The sequence below is a fragment of the Clostridium formicaceticum genome (assembly GCF_001854185.1).
Taxonomy (GTDB): Bacteria; Bacillota; Clostridia; order Peptostreptococcales; family Natronincolaceae; genus Andreesenella; species Andreesenella formicacetica.
On the sequence record NZ_CP017603.1, the window covers coordinates 1,327,294 to 1,349,963 of the forward strand.

Annotated in this window: 15 protein-coding genes; all 15 read left to right on the top strand. The window is 37.3% G+C overall.

All coding sequences use genetic code 11. The features are described from left to right. The first annotated feature begins 122 nt into the window (after positions 1–122). The gene (locus tag BJL90_RS06190) at positions 123–2,924 is read left to right on the top strand and encodes an S-layer homology domain-containing protein (protein ID WP_070965422.1); all 2,802 of its coding nucleotides are present in this window, start codon (positions 123–125) and stop codon (positions 2,922–2,924) included. 163 nt (positions 2,925–3,087) lie between these two features. Further along, complete coding sequence (locus tag BJL90_RS06195) at positions 3,088–4,569, top strand: S-layer homology domain-containing protein (RefSeq protein WP_081561866.1); 1,482 nt, start codon at positions 3,088–3,090, stop codon at positions 4,567–4,569. Between the two features lie 77 nt (positions 4,570–4,646). After that, entirely contained in the window at positions 4,647–4,994 is a 348-nt protein-coding gene (locus tag BJL90_RS06200) for a hypothetical protein (protein WP_081561867.1), read from the top strand. 250 nt (positions 4,995–5,244) lie between these two features. Continuing rightward, entirely contained in the window at positions 5,245–6,843 is a 1,599-nt protein-coding gene (locus BJL90_RS06205; protein ID WP_070965425.1) for a CTP synthase, read from the top strand. Positions 6,844–7,499: 656 nt separating this feature from the next. Continuing rightward, on the top strand, positions 7,500–9,674 hold the full coding sequence (locus BJL90_RS06210) for a copper amine oxidase N-terminal domain-containing protein (RefSeq protein WP_205684276.1): 2,175 nt from the start codon (positions 7,500–7,502) through the stop codon (positions 9,672–9,674). Positions 9,675–9,954: 280 nt separating this feature from the next. Then, positions 9,955–10,713 carry a copper amine oxidase N-terminal domain-containing protein gene (locus BJL90_RS06215; protein WP_070965430.1) on the top strand — a complete coding sequence of 253 codons (759 nt, stop codon included), beginning with the start codon at positions 9,955–9,957 and terminating at the stop codon, positions 10,711–10,713. Positions 10,714–10,744: 31 nt separating this feature from the next. Continuing rightward, positions 10,745–11,878, top strand: coding sequence for a TolC family protein (locus BJL90_RS06220; RefSeq protein ID WP_070965433.1), 1,134 nt, complete (start codon positions 10,745–10,747; stop codon positions 11,876–11,878). Between the two features lie 250 nt (positions 11,879–12,128). Further along, positions 12,129–14,642: a CotH kinase family protein gene (locus tag BJL90_RS06225; protein WP_070965436.1), complete on the top strand. Its 2,514-nt coding sequence runs from the start codon at positions 12,129–12,131 to the stop codon at positions 14,640–14,642. Between the two features lie 32 nt (positions 14,643–14,674). Then, on the top strand, positions 14,675–14,800 hold the full coding sequence (locus BJL90_RS23040; RefSeq protein WP_257786402.1) for a hypothetical protein: 126 nt from the start codon (positions 14,675–14,677) through the stop codon (positions 14,798–14,800). 85 nt (positions 14,801–14,885) lie between these two features. Next, a complete protein-coding gene (locus BJL90_RS06230) occupies positions 14,886–16,772 on the top strand; it encodes an S-layer homology domain-containing protein (protein WP_070965439.1) in 1,887 nt (628 codons plus the stop codon). A 204-nt stretch (positions 16,773–16,976) separates the two neighbouring features. Continuing rightward, positions 16,977–19,118, top strand: coding sequence for an O-antigen ligase family protein (locus BJL90_RS06235; protein ID WP_070965441.1), 2,142 nt, complete (start codon positions 16,977–16,979; stop codon positions 19,116–19,118). 175 nt (positions 19,119–19,293) lie between these two features. Next, on the top strand, positions 19,294–20,208 hold the full coding sequence (gene rfbA, locus BJL90_RS06240) for a glucose-1-phosphate thymidylyltransferase RfbA (RefSeq protein WP_070965443.1): 915 nt from the start codon (positions 19,294–19,296) through the stop codon (positions 20,206–20,208). Positions 20,209–20,217: 9 nt separating this feature from the next. Then, complete coding sequence (gene rfbC, locus BJL90_RS06245; protein WP_070965446.1) at positions 20,218–20,769, top strand: dTDP-4-dehydrorhamnose 3,5-epimerase; 552 nt, start codon at positions 20,218–20,220, stop codon at positions 20,767–20,769. 15 nt (positions 20,770–20,784) lie between these two features. Further along, positions 20,785–21,840 carry a dTDP-glucose 4,6-dehydratase gene (gene rfbB / locus BJL90_RS06250; protein ID WP_070965449.1) on the top strand — a complete coding sequence of 352 codons (1,056 nt, stop codon included), beginning with the start codon at positions 20,785–20,787 and terminating at the stop codon, positions 21,838–21,840. 14 nt (positions 21,841–21,854) lie between these two features. Next, positions 21,855–22,661, top strand: a complete 807-nt coding sequence (locus BJL90_RS06255; RefSeq protein ID WP_070965451.1) for an ABC transporter permease — start codon at positions 21,855–21,857, stop codon at positions 22,659–22,661. Positions 22,662–22,670 lie beyond the last annotated feature (9 nt).

The following is a 22,670-nucleotide window of genomic DNA, read 5'->3' on the forward strand; positions in this document are numbered from 1 at the left end:
ACAAGATACTGTTCCCTCGTCTCGAAACGAAACATCCTTATGATTTAAAACAAAAGAAGCAGGGAGCCAAGGAGACAGTCCCCCTTGGCGTCGAGTACTTAAAACGAAAAGGAGGGATCTCCATGGAATACTTAAAGAAAAAAATATATATCCTTGTAGCAATAACCTTAATACTACAACTTTTCCCCTACCCAGCCTTTGCTATAGATACTTTAAGCCCCTACCCAGCCTATGAGGGTCTTCAACATGGCGGTGACCTATACAGAGGTATTCATTTCACAGATATCGATAACCACTGGGGAAAGGCACATATTCAGGAAACTGCTGGCCTAGCTTTGATGAAGGGTGTGGGAAATCAACAATTTCAGCCCAATCAAAGTCTTACCCGCCTAGAAGCCTTGACAATTTTAGTTAAGGCCATAGGTCAAGAGGAGGAAGCACAAAGGTTGGGAGAACAGCAGATGCCTCCAAGGGTTAGGGATATTGTAATACTCAGTACAGCAGACCATTGGGGGAAGGGCTACCTACAGGTGGCGCTACAAAACAACATTGTAACCCCTCAAGAAGTCAATGAAATTATGAACTTAACGCCTCAGCAGATGGAAAATTTACAACAGCAAGTAGAAAACCGGTTGGAAGCTTATGAGGGTAGAGAACTAACAGCAGCAGAGATGACAAACCTCCAAAATCAAATTGCAGATCAACTGGAGACCCGTAATACATGGAATCGTCCTGTTAGTCGTCAGCAAGCAGCTGCCTGGATTGCCAGAGCATTAGGTTTGGAGGGAACCTATGGCAGCGGTATAGTAAGGGTTTATACGTTTAACGATGTAAACCAAATGGATACGGAAAAACTTCCTTTAGTAGAGGCTGTATTACAAAAAGGTATTATGTCTGGTACCTCCGCTAGTACCTTTGCTCCCAAACAAACCCTTACTAGAGGGGAGATGGCAGCAATGCTAGTAAAGTTTCATGAGGACTTATTAGAAGAAAGAGGTTTAGTGAAGAAGCAGGGGGAAATTACTGCGGTAGAGGAACTACAGCATGAAGGCGCCAACAAAAGGGTGCTTACCGTAGAAAATGACGACAATAGCAAAAATCTTATTGTTACAGAAGCCTCTTTAAGAGACTTTCCTGTACAAAGACATGAAAGTTTAGGTTTATCCAATAGCCTACGGAGAGGAGACTGGGTGCGCTATTACCTCAATGAAAATGATGAGGTGATTTATGCCTCTGTAGACCCCGGGGCTACAACCACGATAGAAGGTTTTGTGGAAACTATTGATGTAGACAATCGTCAATTGGTGATGACAGACTTTCAAAACAAGAGACATATTCTACAGGTACAGCCTTCTGCCAAAATTCAAATTAACGGCAGGGATGTAAATTTTGAAGGATTAATGCATGGGTTAGAGATTGTGGTAACAGCGAGAAATAATCATGTGTCCAACATAGAGGGTATGCTGGAAGAGGACCCCGATAGACATGGATATATCCCTCCCGGTAGCCGTACTAAGGTAGGAGATGTGCTATTTATCAATGGAGATACGATAGAAATAAGAGCAAACAATAATAGAGAAAAATACCGTATTACCAACGGAACACAGATTTTAAGAAATGAAAGTCCTGCTAACTTATTTGAGATAAAAGAAGGGGACAGAGTGATTCTTTTCTTCAATGATATCTATAGCCCTGATATTGCGACGATTAGGGTAGAAGATCATGAACGTCATATCGAAGGAATATATCGCGGGCAAATAGAGCAGGTAGATCAACGAAATAGAGAAATCTTACTAAAAAATGTTACTGTTTATCAAAATGGTAGATGGGTAAGTCATTCTAGAGATCAGGTAAGGTTGAAGGCAGAAGGAAATCTTCTTTATGAAGGTGCAGAAAAAATATCCCTTCAAAACTTAAGCACTAGAAAAAACAGCGAAGTTTATGCAGCGGTGGAAAACAGTTATGGGGTACCAAGGATTGCAAAACTGGTGTTAAAAGGAGGTTCTTCTGTACTATACGAAAGCAAAATTACAGATATTAACTTTGGTACAGGAAGAATGATTGTAGACAATACGGGACTTGCCTTCCACGCCGGTACCATCGTAGTCAAAAATAATCGTTTAGTGGACATGCTGAACCTAGACGAAAATCAAATTGTCTATGTTGCTGCAGATCTATTAAGAGGTAATAGAAATGCTTCTTTTGTGGCTATAGAGTACACAGGAATGGTGGAGGATCGCATAGATCGTACCCGATTAGTGATTTACAGGGGTACAGTAGAGGATATTTACCACTATGGAATTACTATGGGTCGGTTAGGCTATCGTCTAGATTATTTAAAGCTAGAGGAAAATCAATGGACTGAAGTTTCCGGCAGAAGAAGAATGACTTTGACAGAAGACACCTTTATCTTCGATAGCGATTTACAAATGGAAATAGAAGCTGGTTATTTCATGGATACTAGATATATTGACCCAGAAGACATAGAAGATAAAGAATTACGAAGACGGGTTGAAGATCGATTCTATCTAGGAAAAGCTGCTTACTTTGTAGTGAGAGAAACCTATACAGATGGGGAAACCTATGAGGAAGTATTGGCGATAAATCTCACACCAGTAAATATCTATGAAGGCGGTAGACTTCATATAGAGCATAGTGCTATTGGAGAAATAGCTGAAGTAGATATCGATGGAGAGACGATTACCTTAAGCAATGTAAGACACTGGAATAGTTTAAACAGACGTTGGGAGAGTGCTGTGAATTCAGAAACTATCCTTGCGGATAAAGCTGTCATCGTTGTAAATGATGCACCTATCGATAAAGATGAATTCCATAAGTTAAGAAGAAGTGCCAAGGCTTATGTTATCAAGAGCAAGAATTCTTCCACTGGGGATGATGCCTATATTATTGTAGTAGAACAATAACCCATCTAGAGGGGGACGATCCTATCCTCCTCTAGATACCATCAGTACATGGAGCCAAGACTACGCCAAGGGGACTGTCCATCTGGCTCGCGCTTCCCAGTGAGCCTGAGGGACTGTCCCCTTGGCGTAGTCCAACCAACTAACTAATCAAGGGGGAAAAAAAATGAAAAGAAGAATGGCCCAAATCCTATTAACACTACTGTTGATACTATCCTTTAGCGTGCAAGGCTACGGCTTAGAAATCCCCGGCTATGAAGGCGGTATACAGAATGAAAGCACCTACCGCGAAGTGATCTTTATCACAGGAGAACCTATTGTAGTAGAGGGCACAGTAACTGTGAGTGATCGTGGAGACCGTGTTACTTATACCTATAGAAATCTTACCAACACAGAAAAAGAGGTTACTTTGACGAGAAATGTTACATTAACAAAGCAAACAACAACCAATGGTAATCATCAAAAGACAGAAACCTTATCCCTTAACCGTTACCGGGAGACCATCAACGTAGGAGGCGTGAGATATGAAACCACAGAAGACCAATATCCATGGAGCCAGTCTACTATTTTTCACGAAAAACCTGGTGTGACCTACTTTGCAGGGAATTGGGACGGAAGAAAAACCTATACCATCAATAGAAACGAGGGGACTGTTAAAGTATCCACGCAAGGAACAATAGTCGGATATGACCATCATTGGGGAGCTACGCAGACACAAAGTATTGTCCATTACATTGAATACCGACAAAACAACAACAATGGAGAAGAAGGTTTATCTTGGGAGGGAACAGTAGAGGTAAGTGTTGCACACAATCGTACAAAGGATTATCACTATGAAGCCAATGCCCCTTCTCAAATCAGCTTTAGGGGAGGATATCTCTTAACAGAGAAGGAAGAAAATGTTGTAAAGTATAATTATAATCTACCGAGGATAAGTCAAGAAGGAGAATTGTTGAGGGGAAGAAACAGCGGCACCAGCAGCTTCACCCTCGATACAAATCCTGAAAATAAGAGATTAACTATACCTGCGTTGCGGGACATCTCAGGTCACTGGGCAGAAGGCGATATTTTATTCTTAGCCAGTTTAGAGGCTTTTTATCCAAACAATGTTAACTTTGGCCCCTCTTTACCGATGAGTCGGGGAGAATTCGCCAGAGCTTTAGGGGTAGTGATGGGAATAGAAAAAGAAGAACAGCCTACAGTAAGGACCCGTGCCGTCAGGACGGTGGAAGAACCCCCTAGCATCTTTGTAGATGTGCCGAAGGAAAATCCCAACCAAAAATATATTGAGGCCGTTTATGAAAGAGGGGTCATGAGGGGAGTAGGTCAAGACCATTTTATGCCTAATCAGGGAATCACTAAGGCGGAAGCTACAGTTGCTATTATCAAAGCCTTGGGTTTTGAAGGGTTAGCTCCTATCCAGCAATATACCACAGGTTATAGAGATGATGGGGCCGTGCCCCTATGGGCGAAGGATGCGGTTTATTTGGCAAGAGAGTTGAAGGTCGTACAGGGAGACAACAACGGTTACTTTCAGCCTAATAGAAATTTAACGAAGGCAGAGGGAGCAGAGATCTTGGTGAACCTTGTAAACTATCTTCAGCAGGATATAAGGTATGACTATAGAGAGAGAATATTAAATTACTAAAAAGGAAAAAATAGATTGAAAAACCCCCTGAAAAAAGGATATAATAAGAAAAAACAAGATAAGGGGGATTAATTATCTTGGAAGAAAAAATGTTTCTGATGTTAGAAAAAATTTATAGTGAATTACAGGGTGTAAAAGGAGAAGTAGGTGGCTTAAAATCAGAAGTAGAGGATTTTAAATCAGAAGTAGAGGATTTAAAATCAGAGGTTAAAGAAAATAGTCAGCGTTTAACAGGTGTAGAAACTCGGTTAACAAAACTAGAAACAAAAGTGGAAAATGAAGTCGTTACCAAAATCAATAGTCTTTTTGACGGATATCTACAAAACACCGAAGCCATCAATCGTGTGGAGGGTAAGGTAGATCACCTAACAGAAAAAGTAGAAAAGCAAGAGCTAGAAATAAGGGTCATAAAAGGGGGAAAATAGCAGCATCTTCTCCCTTTAGAGTGACCCTTTCCTTTTTGTTCCTGTAACACAGGAACATTAACTTAACAAAGAACTTTAAACAGTTACAGGTACAGGGACTGAGCGAAGTCATGGGGACGGTTCGAGCGTTTCCGAAGCGTAGCGAAGGACCGAAGGGAAAACGATGGAACCGTCCCCATGGCGTAGCGGAAATAAAGCACAACTTTAACAAACAACTTTAAATTTTAACTATAAGAAAGGATGAAACAACATGTCAACAAAATACATTTTTATCACAGGCGGGGTAGTCTCTTCTCTTGGCAAGGGCATCACCGCTGCCTCTTTGGGACAATTATTAAAAAGCAGGGGACTAAAAGTAACCCTACAAAAATTTGACCCCTATTTAAACATTGACCCTGGTACCATGAGCCCCTATCAACATGGGGAAGTATTCGTCACGGATGATGGAGCAGAAACGGATTTAGATTTAGGCCATTATGAAAGGTTTATAGATATCAATCTCAGTAAATATAGCAGTGTTACCTCTGGTAAAGTTTATTCAGCTGTTATCAACAAAGAGAGAAAAGGGGATTACTTAGGAGGCACAGTACAGGTCATCCCCCATATCACTAATGAGATTAAAGAAAGAATTTATCGCGTAGGTAGAGATGGCAACTTCGACGTGGTCATCACGGAGGTAGGGGGCACAGTAGGAGATATCGAAAGTCTGCCCTTTTTAGAGGCAATCCGTCAGATTAAATACGAAGTCGGGCGAGAAAGCACCATGTATATCCACGTTACTTTGGTGCCTTATCTAGGAAAGGCAGGAGAGTTAAAAACAAAGCCTACACAGCATAGTGTGAAGGAGTTGAGAAGTATCGGTATCCAACCAGATCTCGTGGTATGTCGCACGGAAAAACCGCTATCTCAGGAAATGAAGGACAAGATTGGTCTTTTCTGCAATCTAGACCCTGGCCATGTGGTACAAAACATGGATGCTCAGAGTTTATATGAAGTGCCGTTACTATTAAAGGAAGAAAAACTAGATGAATTGGTAGTAAAGCGACTTAAGTTACAGGCGCAAGAGGCAGAACTTACTCAATGGAGGGAAGTTGTAGAAAGAGATAAAAATCCTAAGGGTAGAGTAAAAATTGCCCTAGTAGGAAAGTATGTGGAGCTGAGAGATGCCTACCTTTCTGTATCAGAGGCCCTCACCCATGCCGGTATCTATAATAATGTGAAGGTAGATATTGATTGGATTCATTCAGAGGATATCATAGAAGACAATGTAGAGGATTTTCTAAAGGGAGCACAGGGAATTTTAGTACCCGGTGGATTTGGAGATCGTGGTGTAGAAGGAAAAATTAGTGCTCTAAAATATGCTCGTGAAAATAACATTCCTTTACTAGGTATCTGCCTTGGTATGCAGTTGGCAGTGATAGAATACGCAAGAAATGTACTAAGTCTAAAGGATGCCCATAGCTCCGAGTTAAACCCTGATACCACCAATCCTGTGATTGATTTGATGCCAGAACAAAAAGATGTGGAGGACATGGGAGGGACGATGCGTTTAGGTCTATACCCATGTAAAGTCTATGCCGATACCAAGGCTAGAGAAGCCTATGGGGAGGATTTGATTTATGAAAGACATCGCCATCGTTATGAGTTCAACAACCATTACAGAGATGCTTTGACGGAGGCAGGCTTAATCATCAGCGGTATTTCTCCAGACGAAAGATTAGTAGAAATCGTAGAAATCAAAGACCACCCATGGTTTGTAGCCGCCCAATTCCATCCGGAGTTCAAGTCCAGACCCACAAGACCACACCCTTTATTTAGAGACTTTGTAAAGGCCGCAATTGGACAGTAAAGGAATTATAATAAAAAATTTAATTTTTTTGCAGGAATTTTTTGTAGGACATAGAATAGTATGTAGTGGAGGAGTTAAGCTCCACTACTGTTTTTTTATGTGCTTTTTAAAACGAAGTTAATGAAGCTACGGGAACTGAACGAAGTCATGGGGACTGTCCCCTTGGCGTAGTGTAGTATGGCACACGATGCTTTTTTTAATAGAAGCTTGTCAAAAAAGGTAAAAAAATTGTAACATACTTGTAATGGTAATTTACAGTGATTATGTGTATAATGGTTTTAGTAGCAAGGATAACACTAATTTTACAGTTATGTTACAAACTGTCATCAGAAGTTGACCTTGGAAATAACTGATGGTATAATCGTAGCTACAGGGCAAGTGAAAAGTAAGTGCATAGGAATACATAAGAAAAATTTTGAGACTTGCTTGTTTTAATTAGCTTTTAAAGGTTTTAAACCTTTAAAATATTGTACTTTGGGGGGTTGAATACATAAGCATCCTAAAGTAAGAAAAAAATAAAAAACTTAAAATTTAAAGGAGGAAGAAGAAGGATGAAAAGAAAAATAGCTCTATTATTAGCGCTAGCTATGGTATTGACTATGATACCAATGATGTCTTTCGCAGCATCAGGAAACACTAAGACTATTATAACTAGTGTGCCAAGATTGGCAGACGACTATAATAGTGAAGGTAAAACAAAAGGAACTTTTACTCCTGCTACTTATTTAGTTATTGAAAGAGACAACTTCGATACAAGTAGCAACATAAGTTTCCAATTAAGAATTGATGGCGCTAAATGGTCTGGAAGCGCAGCTTATGGAGGCGACAATAAGAACGAAGGAGGTAGTGTTACATCTTCAGTATACAACTACTCTGGGTTTGTAGGAACTGGTAAAGCGCTTAACATTCCGGAAGGTGACTTAGCACAATTTGAAGTTGTAAGTAGAACTGACAGAGTGTTAGACATTACTTTAATTGACGCTATCGATGATTCAACATCATTTGCTATTCCATTATTCTTTGAAGTAAACGGTTCAGGTACTGTACAAGTAACTGTAGATGCAGATACTGGAGTTACAAGCGGAACTTTTACAGTAGCAAACGCTACAAAGGGTGCTACAGTAACAACTGTAGACGATATTGTTACTTTTGCTGAAGAAGGTACATTAGAAACAATCCGTATTGAAGAAACTTCGGCTGCTGCATTAAGCAAAAAGGATCACGTAATTAAACTTAGATTACCAAACAATTTTGAATGGGTAAACAGTGATGTTAAAAACAACGTACAATTTATCGGTGGTTTAGACGCTGAAGTTGTAAGCGTAAACAGCTATGTTGGAGAAAGAGACCTTGACATAACAATAAAGGTAAAGAGTGCTTCTTCTACTAGAGGTGCTATCTTAATTAGCGACCTTAAAGTTTTAGCAGGAACGAATGCTAGAGAAGGTGACGTAGAATTAAGAGTTTCAGGTGGAGATGTAACTACTGAAACGATCACAGTAGCAAAATACTCTGATTTTGATGTTATCGTAAAAGCAGATGGTGAGCCTGAAGAACTTATCAGTGGTAGATTTGAAGGATACAACGGCAAAGATGCTGATGAGTTAGATCATGCTGCTTTTGATGATGAAGCTCACGAATTACAAACTTTAATTATTGAAGAAGCAACAAACGGTGCATTGTTAGGAAATAGAAGAACAAGAATCGAATTCCCAAGCTGGGTAAAAATTCTTGGTGTAGATGTTGATGCAGACGATGCAGATGTTACACTTCACGGAATTGACGAAAATGAAATGGAAGGTCCAATCTTCGGATACAAGGATCGTGGTGAAAGCTATCTTGAATTAACTATCAATCCTGATTCTGGCGCTACTGTTGAAGCAAAAGTTGAATTAACTTTCTACGTATCTATCAAAGCTGATGCTGAAGGAGATATCGTAGCAGAAGTATCTGGTAGAAGTGGTGCAGAAGGAGAAGTAGTTCTTGGTACAGCTAGAAGAGCTGTAGAAATGGAAATCGAAGGAAAAACAACAATCGTAGATATTGGTAAAAAAGCACAAGCAATTCCTGATATTATCATCAGTGAAATTGAAGGCGAAGACCTAATGGAAGGAGATTTAGTGCTTAACCTTTCTAATGGTGCTGTATGGAATGATTATAAAGTAGAAGTTATCGAAGGAGATCTAGAAATAGACGATGTTGATGATAAAGATTCAAACTTAATCATTACTATTAAGAAGTCAGGTGTTAGTACAAAGGCAAGTACAATTAAAATTTCAAATGCATCAATTGATGTAGACAGAACTATCCCTGATGGTGCTGTAAACGTAAGAGTACGTGGAACATCTGCAAGAAAGAACCACTTACCTGGCAGCGAAAGCAAATCAACTGAGCTTGATGCTGGTTACTTCGATCAAAATAACGTTGTATCTGCTAAAGTAGCAGACGTATTAGCTGGTGGAGAAAGTGCAGTAGGAAGAGATGCAGTTACTTTAACAATTGGTGAAATTCCAGCTGGTGGAGATGCAGCTCCATATATCAGCAACAACAGAACTTACGCACCAGTAAGTGCTGTAGCTCAATCTTTAGGAATTGCTAAAAACAACATTATCTGGAACGAAGCTAACAGAACAGTAACAATCATGGGTAACAAAACTGTTCAAATGACAATCGGAAGCACAACATTATTAGTAAATGGAACACCTGTAGTAATGGACGTAGCTCCAGAAATCACAAGCAGCAGAACTTTCTTACCAATCGCTTGGTTAGCAAAGGCTCTTGATGTAGAATATTCTTGGGATGCTGCAACACAAACAGTTACATTTTACTAGAATGAAGTAAATACTAAAATGTTTTATAAAAAGGAGACTCCTTAGGGAGATCTCCTTTTTATCGTAAAAAAAGAATTTATCCTTCGGTATATAGGTAAGACTCATTTTATTTCTAATCTATTAAGAAACTATTAAAAATAGATTAAGAATAAAGCTAACTGCTGGTAAACTTTTTTAAAATATGATAAAATTGCATTATGCAGCATAGATTTAAAAATAGTTACTTAAATATGTATAGGGTTTATTTAAAACTATTTTAATGGTAAAGGAGGAAAATGTTATGGCATGGCAAAAATGTAAAATGTTAGTTTCAGGAATCTTCATAGGGGCTTTAACTACCTTAACCTTCAATGTTTATGCTAATGTAGAGGATAAGGTTACAGCTTTTCTTGCTCCGTATATCGGTTTTGAATTTAATGGTGAAGAAAAACCACTGTCCCAAGGCTATACAGTTCTCCTATACGAAGGCAGAACGTATACACCTGCTAGATTTATAGCTGAGGAATTGGGTGCTGAAGTTTTTTGGGATGAAGCAACACAAACTGTAAAGATAGAAACTCCTTTACAAGAGGATGTGGAGAAGGAAGACATAGATGATAAAACAGAAGAACCTAAGAAGGAAAATCCTGTAGAAGTAGAGGAAGAAACAAAAGTGCGAAAAAGCTACGAATCTCTACCTGCAACCTACTATGATGGTGATATTCGACTTAAGGTACAAACCGTCGTTATAGATGATGAGCAAACAAGAGTCTACATCTCACTTCTCAATGAAGGCAATGTACCCATACAGTTAGAACAAACTGCTACTCTTATAACAATAGATGGAAAAGAATACAAGCAATTGGATACTGGCAGAAGAGTACCAAACCCTTATGTAGGTGATTGGTACAATGATATAAGAAATGATGAATTTACGGATAGTCTTGTCCGGATGCCTGCTATACCAGAAGATACAGAAGAATTAACGATAAAGTTTGAGATTAGAGAAAATGACAGGAACCAAAACCGAAAAGAGATAACCTTTAATATTAAACTATAAAACAAAAAGCAATATAAGGAGATGAAGGAAGATGAAAAAAAGAGCAGCGTCTATAATGATGGCTTCCCTTGTTCTGGCCTCTAGTTTTACTGTGTATGCTGACAGCGTATTGCAGCCAGACGTCACAAATATAGTAGAAAATGAGGCAGCCGTGGAAGAAGATGAGTCATTGGTATTGACCTATGAAGAGGCGCTAGACAAGGCATTAAAACAAAGTTATGATTATAAAAAACTAATAGAGACAATAGACCAGCTAGAAGAAATAAGAAAACAAGCTGCTACAGATCTAAGATATATTCCCATAGGAGGGCAGGGGGATAGTCAAGCAGTAAGCCAGTTATTTGGGCTAAAGTCATCAGAAATCAACCTGCAAATGAGTAAGAGACAAGAAGAGACATTGCAAGAAATGCTTTCTTTTAAAGTGAGAACAGAATACGATAATATTGTCAAAAAAACAAAAGAAATACAACTACAAGGTGAAATCATCAGTAATACAGAAAAGCAGCTAAAACAGTTGAATAAAAAATCTCAACTAGGCACTGCCAGTACCTATGAATATCAAGTTCAGCTAAATAAATACAATGAAGAACTACAAAAGAAGCGAACCTTAGAAAAAGAACTAGAGGACACTTATTTAAAGCTTAATGCTACGATGGGTGTCGATAAGGATGAGCGGTACGATGTAGTTTTAGATAGAGAAATTGAATGGATGGAAGAAGTAGACCTAAATACGCATATCAGAAGAATGCAAAGTCAGCATCCTTCTGTTTGGAATCAAGAACAACAGATTAGAATGAATCAGTTAGATGTGGAATTACATATATTTAATGTGGGCGGCACGCCTTACGAAGCTAAACAGGCAGAAACTAGAAAATCACAAATAGAATTAGCCTCCCTAAAAGACAATATTCAACAATCCATCAACAATACCTATAATCAAATGCAGCAGTTGGAAAGCCAATATAAGATGATGGAGGTTATGTTAGAAAAAGCTGAAAAGGATTTAAACATAGTTCAATTACGATATGATGTGGGGATGGCTGTTGCTTTAGATGTGGAAATGGCAGAACTGGCGGTAACAAGCATCAAAAATCAAATGGAGACGATACTTATATCCTATGAACAATTAAGAATGATTTTTGAGAAACCATGGCTTATGGGATGATGAAAGCTGCGTAGAAAAATAATTGATTTTCAGAAAAATATCAATAGAGACTACCTAATTCATCAAGCTATCGACAGCATCGATAGCTTTTCTCATGAAGAAACTAAAAGAAAGAACATAGATATAAAAAAAGATACGCTAGCTACAAGAATATATGCTTTTGTGATGAGAGACTCTTGAAACTTATTAGGAAATAGCATATTATATGTCTTAAAGAGATGTTTTTCAATAGGAGGTACAAGTAAGCGTTATGAAAAAAACAAGGGTATATATCTTAGCTGGTATCTTGATTATAATAATTATCGGGTCACTTGCTTTTCTGCCTAACTTAAAAGTGCAGGGTACATTATTTATTAATGAAGTGATGTCCTCCAACGGTGATACCATAAAAGATGCAGACGGAGATTATGAAGATTGGATAGAAATCTATAATGCAGGAGATAAAAGAATCAACTTAAATGGTTATTGCCTATCAGATAATCCTAACAAACTAGCTAAGTGGAGATTTCCTAAAATCATCTTAGAGCCAGGAGAACACTTATTGGTCTGGGCCTCAGGAAAGAATAAAATAGGAAAAAACGGAGAACTCCACACGAATTTTAGCATAAATTCCGGGGGAGAGCCAATTTTTCTTACGGCACCCAATGGCAAAACCATTATTGATACAGTAGATGTTATAGCCATCCCAAGAGATCGATCCTATGGACGAATAGGAGATGGTGCTGAAGAATGGCGTTTTTTTGATAAACCTACTCCTGGTGCTTCTAATAATAGTATAGAAGCCTACGAGAAAGTTTTAAACCCTCCTGTTTTTTCTCATGTAGGGGGATTTTATAAAGAAAATCTTATACTGGAATTAGACGTAGAGGATGAAGGTATGATTTATTATACATTGGACGGTTCGGAACCTACGGAGGAATCGTTTATCTATAAAGAGCCGATAAAGATAGATAGACAAGCTGTTCCTGCTAATGCACCTACGCAGAAAATAACAGCAGAAACCTCGCCAGAATCTCCCATTACCTTTATTGAAACTGCATCTGAAGAACTTTATGAAGGATGGGGATATCAAAGATATCGCTGGAATCCTCCTAGTGACAGTTCTATGAAGGCTGTTGTTGTTAGGGCAAAAACCTTTCAAGAAGGAGCCTTACCTAGTGAAATAGCCACCCATACCTACTTTATAGATGAAAACATTGAGGGCCGATTTGATCTTCCGATCATTTCCATAGCTACAGATATAGAAAACTTTTTTGGCTATGAAGAAGGAATTTACCTACCGGGCAAAGTTTTTGACGAATGGAGAAAAGAAAATCCAGAAGAAAAGGTGTTAGGTAATGTTCCAGCCAATTACAATGCGAAAGGTATAGAAGGGGAGAAACCTATTCATATAGAGTTTTTTGAAAAAGATGGTAGGCTAGGTTTTTCACAGGAAGCAGGGGTAAGAATTCATGGAGGCTTTACAAGGGCATGGGCTCAAAAAACATTAAGAATTTATGCTAAAAGAGACTATGATGAAGAAAGTTATTTTAACTACGAAATTTTCCCAGGACTTAAAAAATCCAGCGGTAATGGAACTTTACAGCAATTTAAACGTCTAATATTAAGAAATTCTGGGAATGACTGGACCTATACTTTGTTTAGAGATGCATTAATTCAAGAGTTAGTAAGAGATTTCAAAATAGACACCCAAGCTTATCGACCAGCAGTGGTTTATATCAATGGAGAATATTGGGGAATCCACAACATTCGAGAACGTTATGATCAACATTATTTGGAAACAAACTACGATTTAGATAGAAATAATGTAGCTATTATAGATATAGGGGAACTAGAACAGTTAAAACAAGAAGAAGCACCAGATATAGAGCATTATTTACACATGATTAACTATCTTGAAGAGCAAGATATCACCTTAGAAGAAAATTATGAATATGTAAAAACCTTGATGGACATGGAAAACTTCATAGATTATCAAATCGCTGGTATCTATGTTGCTAATACCGATTGGATAGGGAACAATTTGCAGTTTTGGAGGTTAAAAACAGATGGTTATCAGCCGGAGGCACCTTATGGACAAGATGGAAGATGGCGATGGATGCTGTTTGATACAGATTATGGTTTCGATTTAGATAATTATGGGATGTATGCCCATAACACATTGGCGTGGGCTACTGCAGAAGAAGGAACCGAGAGAAACGAACCACAATATACTTTTCTGTTAAGAACCTTACTGAAAAATCAGGATTTTCAAAATCAATTCATCAATCGTTTTGCAGATACAATCAACACCAATTTTAGGCCCAGTGATGTTCTTGGAAAGATAGAAGAGATGCAAACTGTATTGCAACATGAAATGACTTATAACATTAAACGATGGGTAAACTTTGGTAGTATAGAGGAGTGGTATGACAATATTGAAGTGATGAAAAATTTTGCAAAGCATCGTCCACAGTATATGTGGCAATACATTACAGAACAGTTTGATTTAAGTGGCACAGCGAATCTTACTGTAGGCTTACCCAACCTGCAAGAAGGAACAGTAAAAATCAATACAATCATCATTGATGAAAAAACTCCGGGGTTAAATAGCAATAATATGTGGCAAGGGGTATATTTCCAGGATGTACCGATAGAAGTTACCGCTATAGCAAAACCAGGTTATCGCTTTAGCGGCTGGGAGGAAATAGGGAATGAAGAAGCTTCTCTAAGCATGACATTGTATCAAGACATGACATTAACGCCTATTTTTTTAAAAGAGTAAAAGGAAGTGGAGAATATAATAAAAAAAGAGGAATGGTGCTACCTTGTGAACGGAGTCATGGGGACTGTCCCCGTGGCGTAGTGGCATACAGAGAACCTGTCCATGACGCAACAGAAATATTTAAAGAGGACTGCATAGATAATACTACCTATCCATGAAATTTTTACACAAACAGAGAGGATTTTACGGAAAAATATAGAATACTATTCTATAGAATCTAAAAACAAGGGGGATAAAGGACAAATGAAAAGCTTCAAAAGAATCTTTATAGTAATGATGATCCTAGCAATGTTTATGACCACAGCTATGACTAGCTTTGCTGCGATAGCCTTTACTGATGTAAGTACAAACTATTGGGGAAGACCGCATATTGAGAAGATGGCAGACAACAGTATTGTAAGTGGCATGATGGAAAATGGAAAACTTGTATTTAAACCAGAGGCCTTTGTCAGTAGGGTACAAGCTCTTCAAATGATATTTAGAACCCTAAGAGCTACTGATAGGCTGCAATCTACAGCGAACTTTACCAATAAATATGAAGATGTAATGGCATCCTATAATATTCCTGAATGGGCCTATGAGGCAGTGGCCTATGCGTTGGAATATGAAATTTTAACCGGCAACGAACTTGCCAACTTAATGAAGGATGAGCAGCAGGTGAGTGCCACAAGACAACAGGTGGCAGTTTACTTAGGAAAAGCGATAGATACTGATCCTCAAGGCAGTGCGGTTTCTTCCATAAATTTTGTTGATAGAGAGCTCATTGATGCTGTAGCAATGCCTTATGTGGAGTTGTTGGTAACAAATAATATCATTTCAGGAGATGACAAAAACTACTTCAACCCAAGAAATACCATTACTAGAGCGCAAATGGCTGCGATCTGTTCTAAAGCCTTTGATTATTTAGAAGAGGAAGCGGATATTATCGTGGAGATACCTGTAAATGACCCTGTAGAAGAGGAAAAAACTGAAACAAAAATAGCTACAATCATTGATATAAGAAATGATAATATCTTTGTTAGAGACAATAATGATAATGTAGATGTTTATACAATAGAAAATAACACAGAATTTTTCCTTAATGGATCAAAAACTACTAGAAATAATGTGACAAAAGATAGAAGAGCTCATTTTACCTTCAATCAAGAAAAAAAGTTAATAAAAATTGAAATAAATCCTTCAGAGGATAAGTACGAAGGCTTTATTGACAAAATCAATAGAGGAGACAGTTATGATTCAATAACTGTTCGAGGTGATTATGGTTACACCAGTACTAGAACTTTTAGGCTTTCTGAAAATACAGAAATCAGGTACGAAAATAAATCTGCCCATATAAGAGATTTAAGTACGGGTGATCAAATTAGCGTAGTATATGAGGGAGATAGAGCAGTGAGAATAGAGGCTTATTCTCCAATGGACGAGTTGGTAGGTATATTAGAGGCCAGCATCAGTTATACTAGATACCCCTTTACAATGCAGGTAAGAACTGCAGGTAATCAGGTGAGGGAGCTAGAAATTAGTGACGGTGTAAGAGTAAGAAAAGATGATAAGACAAAGGAATTAACAGATTTATCTAGGGGAGATATTGTAAGTCTTCAGATCAATGGCAATCGTGTAACCCGTATTGATGCTATTAGCGTCAGCGGTACGCAAAAGGATGATAAAGGTGTGGTTCAATCTATTATCTTGGGTAATCCAAATAAAATTACCATTGTAAATGAAGATAATGATGAGTTTACTTATGACATTGATAACAACGTAACCATCTATATAGATGATACAAGATCTAACTTGTATGATCTAAGAGTGGGTTATGAAGTAGAATTAGAGATAGAAAACAATCGCGTCATAGCTATTGAAGCAGATAAAGTAGAACAAAGAAACTCTTTAACTGGAGAGATTGTCAGTGTTCATGACAGCATCAACAGAATTGTATTAAAAGTCTTTAATGATACATCTAAGAGATATGAAGATATACCAGTGTATATAAATAAAAACACCAATATCATTGATGAAAAAGGAAAGTCAATTGATATGGGGTATCTAGATAGAAGAGATGAGGTCTTTGTTTCAGGCAAATATGAAGAAGATGTGTTTGTAGCAACAAGAATTATTATATTGAATAATTAATAAAAAAACTAAATGATGAGAACAAAAAAAGTGAAGAATTCATTTCTTCACTTTTTTGTTTTTGTTACAAAATTCTTACAAATTATTGGAAACACCAAGATTTTTCGGTGAAAATGTTGTTATTCGTAGCAATTTCATATAAAATGTAAAAGGAAGGTCTGTAGTAAAAGTTTTATTTAATTTCTTAGAGCAAGAGGTGCGATGATGAAGACAAAAAGTGTTAAAAAGGTACATACCATAGAAACGCAGAGCTTTGAAGTACTATTATTGAGCTGTATTATATTCTTTCTCCCCTTCTTTAGAGGGCTTTTTTTTGAGAAGGAGTTTTATGTTGGCAGTCTATTGATGGCTCTTTTAGTTATAGGAACTCTAGTAAAAAATAGCATAGCGAAAGAAAAGATAACTTTTTCTACAATGATAGAGTATTTAACTGCAGCTTTAGCTTTATTATACATTTTGAGTTTTCCATTAGCTGTAAACAAGTACTTAGCTGCTTTTGAAACAATAAAAACCTTGACATATTTTTCGGCGTTTTTAATAGCAGCAAATCAGATTAGGAAAAAAGAAGATATCAGTACAATTACCTGGACGATTTTGTTGAGCAGTGCAACTGTAGCTATAATAGGATTTGGTGCAGCCTTTGGTAGTTTCACCTATCAAGACGCCTATGGGGCTGGAATGATTAGTTCCACCTTTCAGTACCACAATACATTTGGAGCCTTCATGTTAGCCACACTTTTTTTAGCCGCAGGAGAAATTGTAAGCAATCAGGGTTGGAAACGATACAGTGCCACAGCTATAGGCTATCTTCTATTTATGGGATTGGTTTTTTCCTACTCAAGAGGAGCGTGGCTTTTAGTTCCCGTGGTGGGTTTAGCCTTTTTCTTAATGCTAAAGCAGGAAGCATTAAAGACTGTGGTATTAAGTCTTATAGCGATTCTTCTATCTTTTGCTATGACGATAAGCTTTCTCTATAAAGCGGTACATACATCGAATGGATTAATAGGTTGGACACTGCTTATAGGAGGCAGCTGTTTAGCTGCTGGGATTGGCTTTGCTTTTAATAAATATATTGCTGCTTCTTTTGAAAAATATATTACAAAAAGGAAGTTTATTATAGGTATGTTGATAATCGGTATTTTCAGCATTGTCTTATTAACCAATGGTTATGTTCTAAGACACCTGCCAGAAACAGTAGCGGACAGAGTTTCAACAATTAATGCTAGGACCTTTACTGTTGTAGAAAGAGGCGTGTTTTACTCAGACGCATCAGGTCTAATAAAAGACTACCCTATCCTAGGAACTGGTGGAGGAGGATGGGCTACTTTATATGGTACCTATAAGACCTATGACTATACAACCACAGAGGTACACAACTATGTAATGCAGACATGGATTGAGATGGGGACGGTGGGTGTACTCTTATTAATAGGTATTTATGTATCTTTTGTATGGATAGGCTTTAAGCTTGTAAAAAATGTAGAGGATGGCGCTTTATCTAGTAAATTGCTAGGGGTCATCTGTGCAATACTTGCGATGATTTCTCATAACTTTATCGATTTTAATATGTCATTGGGAGCTTTTGCTATTGTGTTTTGGCTTCTGTTAGGGGTTGTTGCAGCAGCTTATAAAAATTATGATACTACAGAAAAAAAATTAAATATCAGGCTAAATATACCTAATGCACCTTTTCTTTTATTAGCAGCACTGCTTTTTATTTCCTCTTTAACCTTTAACTTAAGTATTTCCAATGCAGCAAGGGCTGAGACACTAATAAATGAAGGCTATTATTATGAAGCCATAGAGCATTTTGAAAGTGCAGCTAAACAAAATCCTTATAATGCCGACTATCTGTTGGACTTAGCTAATCTGCAGCTGCTTATAGGTGCGAATGTAGAGGATGAGACATTAATAGAAGCATCAAAAGAAAACATGGAGAAGGCTTTAGATAGAAATGATAGAGACTTTGGAGTGTTACAAAATGCTATAACTTACTATATCAATATAGAAGACTATGATGCAGTCAATAAATTGTTGGAAAAGCTGATAATGTATCATCCCTTAAGTGATCATACCTATAATTTTGCTGTGGAGGCATATGATTTTATGGCAAATGATTTAATGCAAAAGGGTGAGGGAGAAGAGGCACAGAAATACTTTGAGAAGATATTGATGTTACAAGATAAAATTGAGGGAATTAGCTTGCTACTTGCAGAAAGAAGAGAAAACTTGTTGCAGGATGTCACAGATATTCCAGAATGGTATATAGATCAACGATTTAGAATTAATTTAGAGGGCAGCACGCTAGAAAAAATTAATTTCGCCAGGAGTGTTGTTGATCGGTAAATACTACCGCTTAAGCCACAACTCTACAGGAGAGGTTACAATTAACTACAGGAATTTCTAAAAGAAAATCGAATACTTAATCATGAAATAAACTTTTTAATTGAATATGCTAGGAATAGTTTCAATAATACAACGATAAATAATAAAAATGTTAATGAAAAGGAGATTTCTAATCATGAAAGGGATCATTTTAGCGGGAGGGTCAGGTACAAGACTATATCCTATCACTCGTTCTATATCAAAACAATTATTACCTATATATGATAAACCAATGATTTATTATCCTTTATCTGTATTAATGCTGGCGGGTATAAGAGATATTTTAGTAATATCTACGCCAAGAGATATAGGTGCCTATGAAGAATTATTAGGAACTGGAGAACAAATGGGTGTGAATATTTCCTACGCCATTCAAGATAAGCCCAGAGGACTTGCAGACGCTTTTATTGTAGGGGAGGCATTCATAGGTAATGACAATGTTGCTCTAATACTAGGGGACAACATTTTTTATGGGCAAGGTTTTACACAGATTTTGAAAAGAACGGTTGACCGCAAGGAAGGGGCTACTATATTCGGCTACTATGTAAATAATCCAGTTGAATTTGGTGTAGTAGAGTTCGATGAAGACAATAATGTGATATCCATAGAAGAGAAGCCTAAGAAGCCTAAATCCAATTACGCAGTGCCAGGATTATACTTCTATGATAATAATGTAGTGGAGATCGCTAAAAATGTAAAACCATCAGCTAGAGGAGAAATTGAAATTACTTCCATTAACAATGAATATTTAAGAAGAGGTAAACTGAAGGTTGAGTTATTTGGTAGAGGTATGGCATGGCTGGATACAGGTACCCATAGCGGACTTTTAGAAGCAAGTAATTTTGTTGAAGCTATACAGAAAAGACAAGGTCTTTATATTGCGTGTATTGAAGAAATAGCCTATAGAAAAGGTTATATTTCTAAAGAAGAGCTGCTAAAAACAGCGGAAACATTAGAAAAAACAGAGTATGGACAATATTTGTATAGCTTAATCGGCGATGTAAAAGTAGAGCGTGTACGTGTAGAAGAAGCGTTAGCAAAAAGTGTGTAGGGAGGATTTATGGGAAAATTTCATTTTATCAAAACTGAGATTGAAGACTTATACATTATTGAACCAACAGTGTATGGTGACAATAGAGGGTATTTTATGGAAACCTATAACTACCAGGACTTTAAGGCTGCTGGTCTAGACATGGTCTTTGTACAAGATAACCAGTCCAAGTCAATAAAAGGAGTCTTAAGGGGTCTTCACTTTCAATACACTTATCCTCAAGGAAAGTTAGTAAGGGTAACTAGAGGAGAAGTCTTTGATGTAGCAGTAGATATTAGAAAAGGATCACCAACCTTTGGGAAGTGGCAAGGGGTTATTCTTTCGGAGGAAAATAAGAAGCAGTTTTATGTGCCAGAAGGTTTTGCCCATGGATTTTTAGTACTTTCTGATGAAGCAGAGTTTGTGTATAAGTGCACGGACTATTATCATCCTGAAGATGAGGGCGGTATATTGTGGAATGATGCTGATATAGCCATAAGTTGGCCGATAGAAGAGGTTGAGCAGATAATTTTATCAGAAAAAGATAAGAAATGGAAGGGTATAAGAGAAACTTTTAAATAAACGGAGGACAAGGTGATGAAAAAGCTATTAGTAACTGGTGGTGCCGGCTTCATAGGCAGCAACTTTATCACATATATGCTAGATAGATATAATGATTATAAAATAGTAAATCTAGACGCACTAACATACGCTGGAAACCTGGAAAACTTGAAGAATATAGAGAAAAACGACAGATATCTATTTATTAAAGGAGACATAGCCGATAGGCAACTGATCAACCAATTGTTTTTAGACTACGATTTTGATTATGTAATCAATTTTGCAGCGGAAAGTCATGTAGACAGAAGCATCGAAGATCCTGAAATTTTCTTAAGAACAAATATTATGGGAACGCAGGTACTGCTTGACAGTGCGAAAAAAGCCTGGATAGTAGGAAAAGATGAAAAGGGATATCCAGTTTATAGAGAAGATGTTAAATATCTACAAGTATCAACCGACGAAGTATATGGTGCATTAGGGGCAACAGGCATGTTTACAGAAGATACTCCATTAGCACCGAATAGTCCATACTCCGCTAGTAAAGCTAGTGCAGATCTCATTGTGAGAGCTTACAGTGAGACCTATAAAATGCCAATTAACATTACAAGATGTTCCAACAATTATGGTCCTTACCAGTTTCCAGAAAAACTTATTCCCCTTATGATCGCCAATACACTGGAAGAAAAAGCATTGCCGGTATATGGGGATGGAATGCAAGTAAGGGATTGGTTGCATGTGAAGGATCATTGTATAGCCATAGATACAGTGCTTCACAAAGGAAAGGCGGGAGAAGTATATAACGTCGGCGGCAACAATGAAAAAGCAAATATTGAAATTGTTAAATTAATCATCAGTAGATTGGGAAAAACAGAGGAGCTTATAACCTATGTGCAGGATAGGCTTGGACACGATAGAAGATATGCTATTGATAATACTAAAATCACCACTGAATTAGGCTGGGAGCCAAGTTATACTTTTGAAGAGGGTATGGAAGAAACGATACAATGGTATCTGAACAATAAGGATTGGTGGGAGAAAATTATTAGTGGTGAGTATATGGCGTATTATAAAAAAATGTATAGCAATAGATAAGGAAAAGTGATATTATGAAAGTTTTAATGAATTTTTGTAAAAAAGTTAAGGATAATCGGTATCTTATAAACAATTTGGTAAGTAGAGATATAAAAAGTAGGTATGTAGGGTCTATTTTAGGTATATTTTGGACGGTTATACAACCCTTAAGTACTATATTAATTTATTACTTTGTTTTTTCAGTCGTATTAAGATTAAAATTAGGAAGCGAATATGGCACTGAGAATTTTGCTATATGGTTAACCTGCGGCCTTGTACCATGGATGTTTTTTGCTGAGGTAATAAATAGATCAATTAATGTAATCGCTGACTACAAAAATCTTATAACTAAAACAGTTTTTTCTTCAGAAATGCTTTCAGTTGTTACGCTTGCAACTGGAATAGTAAATCATATAATTGCAATATCCTTGGTAATTATTACTGGGATGATATTTGGATTTATAACCCCTTCTATAAGAATTTTATATCTTCCCATATACGGCTTAAGCCTTATATTCTTTACACTAGGTATGTCATGGTTTATCGCTGCACTAAATGTATATTTCAAAGATATAGGCCAAATGGTTACTATTATATTGAATTTATGGTTCTACTTTACACCAATTGTTTTCCCCCCAAGCTCAGTACCATTAAGTATTATGCCGTTGCTAAAAGCCAATCCGATGTTTCATGTAGTAGAAGGATATAGGATGGCGCTATTAAATTCAAACAATGTCACTGCTTGGAGTGTGGTATATACACTTATAGCTGCAATAACATCTTTTGCATTAGGTGGATATATCTTTAAAAAATTGAAGAAGGGCTTTGTAGATGTGTTATAAACTAAGTGA

Bases quoted from the DNA above. Each gene is read 5' to 3' on its own strand.
- BJL90_RS06190 (WP_070965422.1), top strand. From the start codon at position 123: ATGGAATACTTAAAGAAAAAAATATATATCCTTGTAGCAATAACCTTA.
- BJL90_RS06195 (WP_081561866.1), top strand. From the start codon at position 3,088: ATGAAAAGAAGAATGGCCCAAATCCTATTAACACTACTGTTGATACTA.
- BJL90_RS06205 (WP_070965425.1), top strand. From the start codon at position 5,245: ATGTCAACAAAATACATTTTTATCACAGGCGGGGTAGTCTCTTCTCTT.
- BJL90_RS06215 (WP_070965430.1), top strand. From the start codon at position 9,955: ATGGCATGGCAAAAATGTAAAATGTTAGTTTCAGGAATCTTCATAGGG.
- BJL90_RS06220 (WP_070965433.1), top strand. From the start codon at position 10,745: ATGAAAAAAAGAGCAGCGTCTATAATGATGGCTTCCCTTGTTCTGGCC.
- BJL90_RS06225 (WP_070965436.1), top strand. From the start codon at position 12,129: ATGAAAAAAACAAGGGTATATATCTTAGCTGGTATCTTGATTATAATA.
- BJL90_RS23040 (WP_257786402.1), top strand. From the start codon at position 14,675: ATGGTGCTACCTTGTGAACGGAGTCATGGGGACTGTCCCCGTGGCGTA.
- BJL90_RS06230 (WP_070965439.1), top strand. From the start codon at position 14,886: ATGAAAAGCTTCAAAAGAATCTTTATAGTAATGATGATCCTAGCAATG.
- BJL90_RS06235 (WP_070965441.1), top strand. From the start codon at position 16,977: ATGAAGACAAAAAGTGTTAAAAAGGTACATACCATAGAAACGCAGAGC.
- rfbA (WP_070965443.1), top strand. From the start codon at position 19,294: ATGAAAGGGATCATTTTAGCGGGAGGGTCAGGTACAAGACTATATCCT.
- rfbC (WP_070965446.1), top strand. From the start codon at position 20,218: ATGGGAAAATTTCATTTTATCAAAACTGAGATTGAAGACTTATACATT.
- rfbB (WP_070965449.1), top strand. From the start codon at position 20,785: ATGAAAAAGCTATTAGTAACTGGTGGTGCCGGCTTCATAGGCAGCAAC.
- BJL90_RS06255 (WP_070965451.1), top strand. From the start codon at position 21,855: ATGAAAGTTTTAATGAATTTTTGTAAAAAAGTTAAGGATAATCGGTAT.